General features: G+C 63.2%; 5 protein-coding genes and 1 pseudogene. 3 read left to right on the forward strand and 3 right to left on the reverse strand.

Going from position 1 to position 12,170, the window contains the following annotated elements:
- Positions 1–150: 150 nt before the first annotated feature.
- Positions 151–657 (reverse strand): hypothetical protein, encoded by a 507-nt coding sequence (locus B141_RS49190; RefSeq protein WP_157180946.1) that lies wholly within the window; start codon positions 655–657, stop codon positions 151–153.
- Between B141_RS49190 and B141_RS40100 the strand changes: the two genes are divergently transcribed.
- From B141_RS40100 to B141_RS0111410, 3 genes and pseudogenes are all read left to right on the forward strand, one after another.
- Positions 635–9,343, forward strand: a complete 8,709-nt coding sequence (locus tag B141_RS40100) for a golvesin C-terminal-like domain-containing protein (protein WP_157180947.1) — start codon at positions 635–637, stop codon at positions 9,341–9,343. The genes B141_RS49190 and B141_RS40100 overlap by 23 nt on opposite strands.
- Positions 9,344–9,384: 41 nt before the next feature.
- On the forward strand, positions 9,385–9,753 hold the full coding sequence (locus B141_RS0111395) for a hypothetical protein (RefSeq protein WP_020575294.1): 369 nt from the start codon (positions 9,385–9,387) through the stop codon (positions 9,751–9,753).
- Positions 9,754–10,391: 638 nt separating this feature from the next.
- Positions 10,392–11,618 (forward strand): annotated as a pseudogene (locus tag B141_RS0111410) (golvesin C-terminal-like domain-containing protein); the annotation flags it as partial.
- Here the strand turns inward: B141_RS0111410 and B141_RS52770 are convergent.
- Both B141_RS52770 and B141_RS0111415 read right to left on the reverse strand, forming a co-directional pair.
- Positions 11,595–11,966, reverse strand: coding sequence for an integrase core domain-containing protein (locus tag B141_RS52770; RefSeq protein ID WP_084678235.1), 372 nt, complete (start codon positions 11,964–11,966; stop codon positions 11,595–11,597). The pseudogene B141_RS0111410 and the gene B141_RS52770 sit on opposite strands and share 24 nt — an antisense overlap.
- On the reverse strand, positions 11,891–12,170 hold a 280-nt coding region (locus B141_RS0111415; protein ID WP_020575296.1), incomplete at its 5' end, for an IS30 family transposase. The genes B141_RS52770 and B141_RS0111415, both read right to left, overlap by 76 nt.

The raw sequence follows: 12,170 nt of genomic DNA on the forward strand, positions 1-12,170 counted from the left end.
AGGGGCAGTTTGTTTGAGGGCTGGTTGGCATGATTTGGTCAGCCCTGAGGGTCGGTGTGGCGGCGCATCTTCCGTAGCAATTCCGGACATATTGCCCCTGGCTTGATTGCTGCATGCCTGGACGGGTGGTTTGGCCTCAAGTACGGTCCTTTAGGCGCGATGATCTTGGTCGGCTAGGGCGGGGCTTCCTTTTCTCTGGGTGGGGTGGTTCGTTGTGTCTTCGCGGCGCTGGGCTATGTGGCCGGTAACGGAAACTCGTTCACGATCTGTGCTGAGGGCGGTTTGTGTTGCCCTTTCGGTGCTGTTGGTGGCTTCGCTTGTCAGCGGGGTGGGTTCTGTTGTGGCGGCTGGCCCGTCTGGTAGTCGGGCGGAGGCTGCTGATACGCCGTTGAAGTTTGTGCCGTTGAGTCGGTTGACGGTCTTGGAGGCATTAACTCTTACGGCGGGGCAGACGAGCACTGTTGCGGTGTCGGGGCGGGCGAGTGTTCCGGCTAACGCGCGTGCGGTGTTGTTTGATGTGACGGTGTCGAATGGTTCGGCGGACACGCATGTGACGGTGTGGACTGAGGGGTCCCGGCCGACGTCGACGAACTTGAACGTGCCGGCGGCGACGACGGAGCAGAACTCCGCGGTCGTGAAGTTGTCGAGCACTGGCACGGTGCAGGTGTTCAACAACTCGGGAACCGCCACCCTCGGTTTGAATGTGCAGGGCTATTTCGTTGATGACGGCGGTTCGAGTCCGGGCGGGTTTGTGGCGTCGAGCCCGGTCCGGTTGTTGGATACCAGGACGAGTGTGAAGATCCCGGCCGGCGGTGAGGTCGACGTCCAGATCGCTGGCACGAAGGGAATCCCGACGGATGCGACGTCGGTGTTTGTGAACCTTTCGGTGGTGACGCCGGGCGGTTCGGGTGCGGTGGGGATTTTCAAGAAGGGTGTGGCTCCGACGGGTGCGGGGCCGGTGTTCTTCTCAGGTCCGACGACGGCGCAGACCATCAATGTGGCACCGGATGCTAACGGGTTAGCGACGATCCACAATTTCTCGTCCACGGTCGCCATTGATGTGTTGGTGGACGCGCAGGGCTGGTTCGTGGGGGATCCGCAGGCGGGGGCGGCGTTCAATCCGCTGGTGACCAGGGTGTATGACTCGCGTTCTGCTGGGGAGTCTCAGATTCCGGCGGGGAGTGTCCGCACTGTTCAGGTCGCTGGTGTGGCTGGTATGCCGAGCAGCGGCGCGGGCGCGGTGTTCGCGAATGTGATCGTGGTGACTCCGCCGAGCCCGGGCGGTATTCATGTGTGGAATCCGGATGAGCCCGAGCCGGGAATCAATAATGTGATCTTTCCCGGTGGGGTTAATCATTCGGTTCTGATCGCGACGAAGTTGTCGGCTGATGGGAAGGTGTCGATCGGGAACCGCGGCCCGAATCCGCTGCATGTGGTGATTGATATCCAGGGCTGGTTTACCGGTTCGGGTGCGGTGAAGTTGAGCGAGGGCGGGGAGTACCGCGGTCTGCAGCCGGCACGGATTGTGGACACCCGCTCGGGTGTGGGTGGTTACACCGGCACGATCGGGGCTGGTGGGTCGAAGTCGTTCAAGGTGACCGGGGTCGGCGGCGTCCCGGCGTCTGGTGTGTCGGCGGTGGTGTTGAGCGTCACCGTGCCCGCGCAGGGGTCGGATACGGCGTTGACGGTGTTCGGGACGGGTGAGTCACGCCCGGCGGTGTCGCAGTTGTCGGTGACGGCGGGGATCACGGTGTCGAACACGGTGATCGCGAAGGTCGGCGCGGGCGGCCAGATCGAGGTGTTCAACGCCGCTGGCGCGGTCAACGTGATAGCCGATGTGCAGGGCTACTTCACCGATACCACCGTGTCGGCGGGTGGGGGCACGTTCGTCGCCCTGACTCCGAAACGTCTCTATGACACCAACTCCTCCGGCCAGACCCCGTTGCAGGGTGGGGAGACCAGGGACATCCAGGTCACGGGTGTGGGCGGTATCCCGGCGTCTGGGGTGTCGGCGGTCGCGGTGAACCTGACGGTGGTGGAGCCGACGGCTGCTGGGGAGTTGACGGCGTTCCCGTCGGGGACGACGAAGCCTGCGGTGACGACGTTGAACGCCACGGCGGGCGCGAACACCTCAGCGTTCGCGCAGGTGAAGCTGGGGACGGGCGGCAAGCTCGCGGTCGCTGCCACGGGCACCGGGCAGATGCGGTTGACGGTGGATGTGCAGGGCTACTACCTGGACAACACCCAGACTGGCCGGGATCTCTACGTGCCGGTGAACCCACGACGGATCTATACCTCGGCCACGGACTTCGCCAGCGCTGAGACCCGATCGATCAAGATCACGGGCGCGAAGGACAGCGGCGGGAACGTGGCGGTGCCGGCGACCGGCGCTACGGCAGTGGCGGTGTCGGTGACCGCAACCCACCCGGTGAACAAGGGGATCCTGGTGGGTTGGCCGGCTGGCGAGGAAAGGCCCGGGGCGACGCTGGTCAGCTATAACGTCGCGGACACGGATGTGACCGGGACCGCGATTCTGCCGGTCGGTGCGGGCGGGTTCATCAATATCTACTCGTCGTCGGCGGCTGGGTTGACGGTGGATGTTCAGGGCTACTACCAGGCGAGCAAGCTTCCCCCGGTGACCCTGAACACGCCGACGTTGATCCATGCGACCGGGGCGGAGTTGTCGTGGTCGGCGTACACCGATGCCAGTCCGGAGACCTTCGACGATCTCGTCGAGTATCAGGTGCACCGCGCCACGACCAAGGATTTCACGCCGACGCCGGCGACGCTGGTGGCGCCGGTGGGCAAGAACACCACGAATTTCACCGATACGACGGCGACGCCGACCGCGGCGGACGACCCGAACCCGACCGGGGCGACGTACTACTACCGGGTCGTGGTGAAGACCGTTGACGACCAGCTCACACCGTCCCCGGCGATCCAGGTGGGGTTGCCGAAGGCTGGCCGGTTGATCAAGGTGTTGCAGGGGCCGGACACGGTTACCGACACCACACTCACGGCGAACCAGCCCGACACCGCGCATGACACGCTGGACGCGCAGACCCAGCTGATGGCGGGTAACGAGTCGGCGACGTACGGCGCGTCCAGGGCGCTGCTGAAGTTCGACACCTCGAGCATCCCCTCGTCCGCGGTGATCACGGATGCGCAGCTGAGCCTGTGGACGGTGGGTGCCTCGACGTCGAGGGGTGCGGTGTATGAGGTGCACCGGCTGACCCGCGGGTTCACCCAGTCCACCGCGACGTGGAACAAGGCGAACGCCACCACCTCGTGGACGACTCCGGGTGGGGACTTCGCCGCTGCGGCGGACGGGTCGACGACGGGGGTGGCGGTCGCTCCGCCGACCTGGCGGAACTGGAAGGTCACGGACGCGGCGCGTGCCTGGCAGGCTGATTCAGCGTCGAACCTGGGGGTGGTGCTCAAGCTCGCGGACGAGACCGCTCCGGTGGAGGGCACCCGCTTCATGTCGACCGAAGCTTCGGGTGCGTCGACCGAACTTCGCCCCAAGCTCGCGGTCACCTATCTGGAGAAGACCACCGAGTCGACCTATTACGCGCCCTACACGCCGGCGCGGATGGTGCCGGGTGACACCTACTCGGTTGATGTGACCGTGTCGAACACCACCCTGTCGCCGTGGCTGGCCGCGGACTGGGTGGTGTCGTATCGGTGGGCGTTGCCGGACGGCTCCGATCCGGCGAACGCTGGGAGCCCGGAGCAGACGGTGTTGCCGAAGAATCTGGCGTCCGGGGACACCGTGACGGTGAAGGCGAAGGTGAAGCCGCCGATCCAGTCCGATTCGGGTAACAAACGCGCCGGATACGTGCTGCGGTGGGAGCTGTTCAACAAGACCACCGGTAAGTGGTTGTCGGATCCTCCGACGCAGATTCCGTCCTTCGACCAGTCGGTAGCGGTGGAGGACCCGACCTCGACCCAGTTGGGGTTGGAGAAGTTCTACTCCTACGTCGGTAAGAACACCGGTGCTGGTTCGTCGGTGATGACGAACACGCACGCCGGGAATGCGGTGTGGTCCTACAACATCTTCTCCAACCCGTCGCGTGGGTTGAGCACGTTCGCGCGGCTGGCGTACAACTCCCAGGACACTGTGGACTCTGGCGCGGGGTATGGGTGGTCGCTGCAGGCGTCGTCGCTGCAGCGGCTGGGAACGCCGCTTGACTTCCACCCCAACCCGAACCCGACCAAGGTCACCTTGACCGACGGGGACGGCACCCAGCACACCTTCTCCTGGGATTCCGCGGCCAACGAATGGAAGAGCCCTCGGGGTGTGCACTTCTACCTGCAGCAGCAGACCGACTGCGGGCCACAGGTGAAGGAGGACCGGGCGTGGCTGATGACCCGCCCGGACCGCACGCAGTTCTTCTACGACTGTGACGGGTATCTGACCTCGATCGTCGACAACAACGGCCAAATGGCCGCGTTCACCTACGAGGAACGCAAGTCCAACAATGAGCCGGTCAAGCTGCTGCGCCGGATCAACGACCCGACCGGGCGGCCGACCCTGATCCTCGACTACTACAACAAGGGTGATGCGACCTACACCTGGATCGACGACACCGGTGCGGAGAAGCAGGGCACGAACCTGACCAACCCCAAGATCATCGACCATGTGAAGCAGCTCACCGACATCTCGGGTCGCAAGATCACCTTCACCTATACCGACAAGGGCCTGCTCGCCCGCCTGGTTGACGGTGCGGGGGATGCGAAGGCGAAGACGTTCAAGTTCGCCTACGACGCGAAGCAGGGCAACAAGAACATCAAGCTGGTCACGGTCACCGACCCACGCGGTAAGGACACCAAGCTGGGCTACTACAGCCCGCCTGAGGATGATTCGAAGTTCCAGTGGCGGGCCAAGACCATCACCGACCGGCTAGGCGGCGAGACGACGTTCACCTACACGGATCCGGATGGCCAGGAGGGTTCGCAGATCAAGACCGAGGTGAGCGACGCGGAGTCGCACAAGTCGACCTACCTGACGGACAACTTCGGTCTCCCAATTGAGACGACGAATGCCAAGCAGGAAATGACGAAGGTCGGGTGGGACGCGGACAACAACGTGACCCGGCTGGAAGAGGCGGGCGGCGCGGTCACCACCTGGAGCTATGACCCGAAGACCGGGTACCCGCTGGAGATCAAGGACGCCGAGGCGAACAAGAACAACACAGCCGGCACAAAGTTTGAGTACTACGACCCGCCCTCCCTGAACGGGTACGTAAGGGACCTGCAGTTCAAGACGTCGCCGCAGGGCCGGAAGTGGGAGTTCACCTACACCCCCACCGGGGCCCTGGCGACGGTCACCGATCCGGCTGGCACGGCCACGCCCACAGCAGGGGATTTCACCACCCGCTACAGCTATGACGATGCCGGTCAGCTGACAGTCGCAACAGATGCGAACGGTAACGCCACCAAGTACGGCGCCTACGACGTGACCGGGTACCCGAAGAAGATCACCGACGCGAAGAACAAGGAGACCACGTTCTACTACAGCAGGCGAGGCCAGGTCTATAAGGTCACCGACGCGTACCAGAAGGACGTGCTGCAGGAGTACGACCTGTTCGGCCGTCCCGGTAAGCACACCGAGCCGAAGGACCAGGACGCCGGTGAGCTGATCGTCACGCCGGCGCCGGAGTACGACGCGAACGACAACGTGACCAAGGCGACCACGCCGACCGATGCGGTCTACACGGCGGAGTATGACGCGGCGGACCAGCTGGTCGAGTCGACGGAGCCGAAGGACACGCCGACCGGTCCGGAGCGCAAGTCGGTCTTCACCTACGACAAGGTCGGCAACCTGAAGTCGCAGACGGAGCCGAAGGGCACCCTCTCCGCCGATGACGCGAACGACTTTGTGACCCGATACGACTACGACGAGATCTACCAGCTGACAACGGTAACGAACGCCGACGACGGCAAGATCACCTACAGCTACGACAACGTCGGCAACCTGAAGACGGTCATTGATCCGCGGAAGAACGCCACCCCGGACACCACCGACTTCACCACGAAGTACACCTACAACCTGAACCATCAGGTGGCGTCGACAACTGACGCGGCCGGTAAGACCACCAAGACCGGCTATGACCGCGACGGTCTGGTCTCCTCGACGAAGGACCAGGAGGACAACCAGACACTCATCACGCTGGACAAACGCGGTAAACCGTCCGAGGTGAAGGTGCCGCACAAGAACGATGCCGGCACCATCGTCCACAACATCACCAAGTACGAGTACGACCAGGTCGGCAACACCACCAAGGTGACCAGCCCCCGCGGTGTCGGGACGAGTGTCGTCGACGACTTCATGACCGAGACGGTCTACGACGAGCTGAACCGGGTCAAGGAGCAGCGGACGCCGTACGACCCGAACGGTGACGAGGCGTACCGGCGTGCGAGTAAGACGACCTACGACTACGACGATGTGGGCCGGCTTGCCAAGGTGACAGCGCCGCCGTCGGTGGACGAACCAGAAGACTCTAACGCCACCAGGTTCTCCTACTTCGACAACGGGTGGACGGAAACGACGACGGATCCGTGGGACATCACCACCGTCTACGACTACACCAACCTGGGCCAGCAGAAGTCCCGCAGCCTGACCGGGGCCGGTATCACCGCCGCGGACGCCGCGGACCGGGCGATGTCGTGGACCTACTACCCGGACGGGAAACTCAAGTCCCGGAGCGATGACGGGGTTCCGTTCGGCGCCCAGGTTGCGCTGGTCGACAACTCCGACGCGCAGAACACGTCGAAGACGGGCACCTGGACCACCAGCAGCACCGCCGGCGGGCATCAGGGTCGTGACTACGCCACGCATGCGGCGGGTGCCGGAAGTGATGTGTTCACGTGGGAGTTGAAGATCCCGCAGGACGGTACCTACCAGGTGTTCGTGAAGTACCCGCAGGTCACCGGGGCCGCGACGAGCGCCGCCTACACGGTGACCCACGCCTCGGGTAGCGCACCAAAGACGGTCGACCAGACCAAGAACACCGGGTCGTGGGTGAGCCTGGGATCGTTCACCTTCGCCGAGGCCAAGACCGACCAGAAGGTGAGTCTGGCTCAGAACAGTGGCGGGATCGTGGTGGCGGACGCGGTGAAGCTGGTCCGCACCGTGACTGAGACCGACGACGAGGCCACGTCGTTCGCCTACGTCTATGACCCGAACGGGAACCTCACCGACATCACCGACCAGAGCAGGCCCACCCCTAAGGTCAAGACGTACCAGGTCACCTACAACGGCCTGAACCAGGTCGAAGAGGTGGTGGAGAAGGCGCTGTCGGGTGCGGAGCAGCACAAGACGTCGTTCACCTACGACCCGAACGGCAACCCCGACACCCGCACCCATGACCAGAAGATCGGCGAGTTCGACTACGACACCCGGGACTTGTTGTCGAAGGTCACCGACAAGAAGAGCTCGAGTGACGCCAGCCCGAAGGTGACGTCGTTCACGTACACCGATCGTGGGCAGCGGTGGAAGGAAACCAAGGGCAACGGGAACACCGTCGAGCACACCTATTTCCTGGACGGGTTGTTGCAGCGGCACGTGGAGAAGAAGCCGAACGGCACCCTGGTCGCAGAGCACACCCTGACCTATGACCCGAACGGGAACCGGTCGCGTGACGTCGGGTCGAAGATGAACGCCGACAACCACGCCGCCACCGTCTCGACGACCAGCGACTACACCTACGACCCGCTCGACCGGATCGCGACGCTGACGAAAACCGGCGCCGGTGCCGACACCGAGACCTATACGCATGACGCGAACAACAACGTCGTCTCGCAGAAGGTCAAGGGTGTCACCACCGACTACAGCTACAACCGGAACCGCCTGGCGTCCGCGACGGTCGCCGGTGGGGCGACGTCGACCTACAACTACGACCCGTTCGGCCGTCTGGACACGGTGACCTCGGGTGGGAAGGCGTTGGAGCGGTACCGCTACGACGGGTTCGACCGCATCAGCGAGCACCGCAAGCTCACCAACCCCGACAGCGGCGCCACCGCGACGACGAAGTACGCCTACGACCCGCTGGACCGCACCGCGACGAAGACCACGAACGCCGGGGCGACGGGTGAGAAGAAGACCGACTACGACTACCTCGGTCTGACCGGCCAGGTGATCTCAGAGAAGGTCGGCGGCAGTGCGGAGGTTACGAAGTCTTACCAGTACAGCCCGTGGGGACAGCGACTGTCGCAGGTCACCCACAAGACCGGTGCCGCGGATGAGGACGCGTACTACGGCTACAACCCACGCACCGACGTCGAAACCCTCACCGACAGTTCGGGTGATACGAAGGCGACCTACGGGTACACCGCGTACGGCAACAACGACGACGCCCAGTTCACCGGCATCGACAAACCAGATGCTCAGAACCCGGGCAAGGAGCCGTACAACGCCTACCGCTACACCGGCAAACGCTGGGACGCCGCCTCCGGAACCTACGACATGGGGTTCCGCGACTACAGCCCAGGACTGAACCGGTTCCTCACCCGCGACCTCTACAACGGGGCCCTCGCGGACATGAACCTCGCCACCGACCCCTTCACCGCCAACCGCTACGCCTTCACCGCCGGCAACCCCATCACCAGGGTTGATGTGGATGGGCATGAGCCGCTGCCGTCTGACTGTGCTGAGTCGAACATGCTGGAGTGCCGGAGCTTCTACTACGCCGGTGAGATCAAAGATGGCTTTGGCAACACAGACCTGAACACCGAAACAGCGGCCAACTTCAAGTGGCGGTCGGAGTTGGTCTATGCGCCGGGAGCAGACTCGAGCAAGACGACCCATCCCGAGCCGATAGCCCCGCCTAAGGATAATCACCAGCTGTTCGGCACACTTGGGTTGTTTCCCGGGCCGACCGCGGTCGCCGCGAACGGCATAAACTGTTACCTTTACGCAAGAGAGAGTGCCTGGGTAGACGCCGGCTTCTCCTGCGGCGCCACCGTACTCGGTAGCGCCCCCGGCCTTGTCGCAAGGGCGGTCGCCCGGGGCGGAGACAAAGCGGCCGATGCAGCCAAAGCCGCCGGAACCGCGGAGGCTGGAGCCGGATCCGCGGACGAGGCGGTAGGCGTCCTAAAGGGGCCCATCCCGGATCAGCTGCCGCGCAACCTTCCCGAGCAACTTGCGCTCGGGGCCGCCAAAGAGGGCCAAGGCACGATCATCATGCGGAACCTCGGCGATGCCCCGAGGCTTCTGGCCAACTACGGGGAAGGCGAGTGGGTGAAAATGCAGTATGTCCTTCGCGGAACGGACAGCAACGTTACTGTTCACTACTTCCGCAATCTGACGACCAAGATGGACGTGGAGTTCAAGTTCAAATGATCGTTCGCTGTACCGCAAGAACTGGTGATGTTCTACCGGCCATGAGCCGTGACAGCTCCGCGGGCGTCGATGGCAGTACCGAGTTTCCCGTTACGGTCGGCCGCTCGTACGCGGTGTTCGCAATGACCATCTACCTCGGAGTTGCCTGGTACTACATCCTCGACGACGATGGGCACGAGTGGCCCACTTGGGTTCCGGCTCCGTTGTTCGAGGTAGTGGACGGGTCGTTCCCCGCGAGCTGGAAGATTGGGTACTTCCACTTCGGGCAAGAGGACCAGTATCCGATCGTGTCCTTCCCGGAATGGGCAGAGGACCAGAGTTTCTATGAACGACTGGTCGACGGCGACACGATCGCCGTGCGCATCTTCAGCGAACGGAAACATGAGATCGAGGAGGCCCACTCCGCGTAAGGGCGGCCCCAATGGGCGTTACCTGGCCTGAACGACTGCTGGGATCGTGCTAGTCAGCCGGGGCGTTGGTCGGAACACCGATGCCCTGGACCGCGTTGGCGCCACTGATGCTGCGCAAGCTGCCCGAGGCCGTCATTCAACTACGACCCCGTCGTCGCCTTGGTCTTGGTGGACGTTTCCCCGGCTTGAAGTCGGCCTCGCTCGATGGCGGCTCGAATGACGGCAGCGACGTAGCTGTGCGCGGATGCCCTGTGGTCGCTGAGTGCCTCGCCGTCGGAGAATCAGCCGACGGTTCGTAATGAGACGACGTTCAGCTACTTCGATAATGGGTGGACGAAAACATCGACCGACCCGTGGGACATCACCACCGTCTACGACTACACCGACCTGGGCCAGCAGAAGTCCCGCAGCCTGACCGGGGCCGGTATCACCGCCGCGGACGCCGCGGACCGGGCGATGTCGTGGACCTACTACCCGGACGGGAAACTCAAGTCCCGTAGCGATGACGGGGTTCCGTTCGGTTTGCAGGTCGTGCTGGTCGACAATTCCGACGCCCAGAACGCTTCCAAGACTGGTATGTGGATGAGCGCGAGCACCGCTGAGGGCGTCATGGCCCGGACTACGCCACCCACGCGTCCGGTTCGGCACCGAAGACGGTCGACCAGAGCAAGAACACCGGGTCGTGGGTGAGCCTGGGTTCGTTCACCTTCGCCGAGGCGAAGACTGACCAGAAGGTGAGTCTGGCTCAGAACAGTGGCGGGATTGTGGTGGCGGATGCGGTGAAGCTGGTCCGCACCGTGACTGAGACCGATGACGAGAGCACCTCGTTCGAGTACGTCTATGACCCGAACGGGAACCTGACCGATATCACCGACCAGAGCAGGCCCACCCCGAAGATCAAGACGTACCAGGTCACCTACAACGGCCTGAACCAGGTGAAGCAGGTGGTGGAGAAGGCGCTGTCGGGTGCGGAGCAGCACACGACGTCGTTCACCTACGACCCTAACGGGAACCCTGACACCCGTACCCATGACGGGAAGGTCGGGGAGTTCGAGTACGACACCCGGGATCTGTTGTCGAAGGTCACGGACAAGAAGAGCTCGAGTGACGCCAGCCCGAAGGTGACGTCGTTCACGTACACCGATCGTGGGCAGCGGTGGAAGGAAACCAAGGGTAACGGGAACACCGTCGAGCACACCTATTTCCTGGAGGGGTTGTTGCAGCGGCAGGTGGAGAAGAAGCCGAACGGCACCCTGGTCGCAGAGCACACCATGTCGTATGACCCGAACGGGAACCGGTCGCGTGATGTCGGGTCGAAGATGAACGCCGACAACCATGCCGCCACGCTGTCGACGACGAGCGATTACACCTACGATCCGCTCGACCGGATCGCGACGCTGACGAAGACCGGTGCGGGTGCGGACACCGAGACCTATACGCATGATGCGAACAACAACGTCGTCTCGCAGAAGGTCAAGGGTGTCACCACCGACTACACCTACAACCGGAACCGCCTGGCGTCCGCAACGGTTACCGGTGGCGCGACCTCGACCTACAACTACGACCCGTTCGGTCGCCTGGACACGGTGACCTCAGGTGGGAAGGCGTTGGAGCGGTACCGCTACGACGGGTTCGACCGCATCAGCGAGCACCGCAAGCTCACCAACCCTGACTCCGGTGCCACCGCGACGACGAAGTACGCGTACGACGCGCTGGACCGCACCGCCTCGAAGACAGCCAACGCCGGCGCCACGGGTGAGAAGAAGACCGACTACGACTATCTCGGCCTGACCGATCAGGTGGTCTGCCCCGCGTTTTCCGGACAGCTGATTAAAGTGGTTCTACGCTGTCTGACGCTGGTTTAGGTACTCGTTGTAGACCTCGTGTGGGGTCTTGTATCCGAGTCCCGAGTGGAGCCTTCGGGAATTATAGCGGAGCTCGATGTAGCGTGCAATATCCGCGATAGCTTGTTCCCGGGTCGGATAAGCGGTCCGGTAGACCAACTCGACTTTCACGACGGCATTGAATGATTCCGCCATCGCATTGTCGTAGCAGATTCCGGTCCGCCCGACCGACGCCCTGATCTCGCAGGACCGCAGATACTTCCTGAACTCGGCAGAAGTATATTTGGAGGGTTTCAACCGGTGGTTGCAACACCGGTGGTCTGGAGCGAGAGTAGCTGATCGTTCAGGACTTCGGCGGGGCTCTTCCATCCGAGTGTCTTGCAGGGTCTGCTGTTCAATGTGGCCGCAACGGCCTGGAGATCGTTGGCGCTCCACCGTGACAGATCAGTGCCCTTGGGGAAGTACTGGCGAAGCAGCCCGTTGGTGTTCTCGTTCGAGCCACGCTGCCATGGGCTGTGCGGGTCAGCAAAGTAGACTGATAGGCCGGTGTCGATCTTCAGCTGTGCGTGCTGG

The sequence above is a fragment of the Actinopolymorpha alba DSM 45243 genome (assembly GCF_000373925.1).
GTDB classification, from domain to species: domain Bacteria; phylum Actinomycetota; class Actinomycetes; order Propionibacteriales; family Actinopolymorphaceae; genus Actinopolymorpha; species Actinopolymorpha alba.

Bases quoted from the DNA above. Each gene is read 5' to 3' on its own strand.
- B141_RS52770 (WP_084678235.1), bottom strand. From the start codon at position 11,966: ATGGAAGAGCCCCGCCGAAGTCCTGAACGATCAGCTACTCTCGCTCCA.
- B141_RS0111395 (WP_020575294.1), top strand. From the start codon at position 9,385: ATGAGCCGTGACAGCTCCGCGGGCGTCGATGGCAGTACCGAGTTTCCC.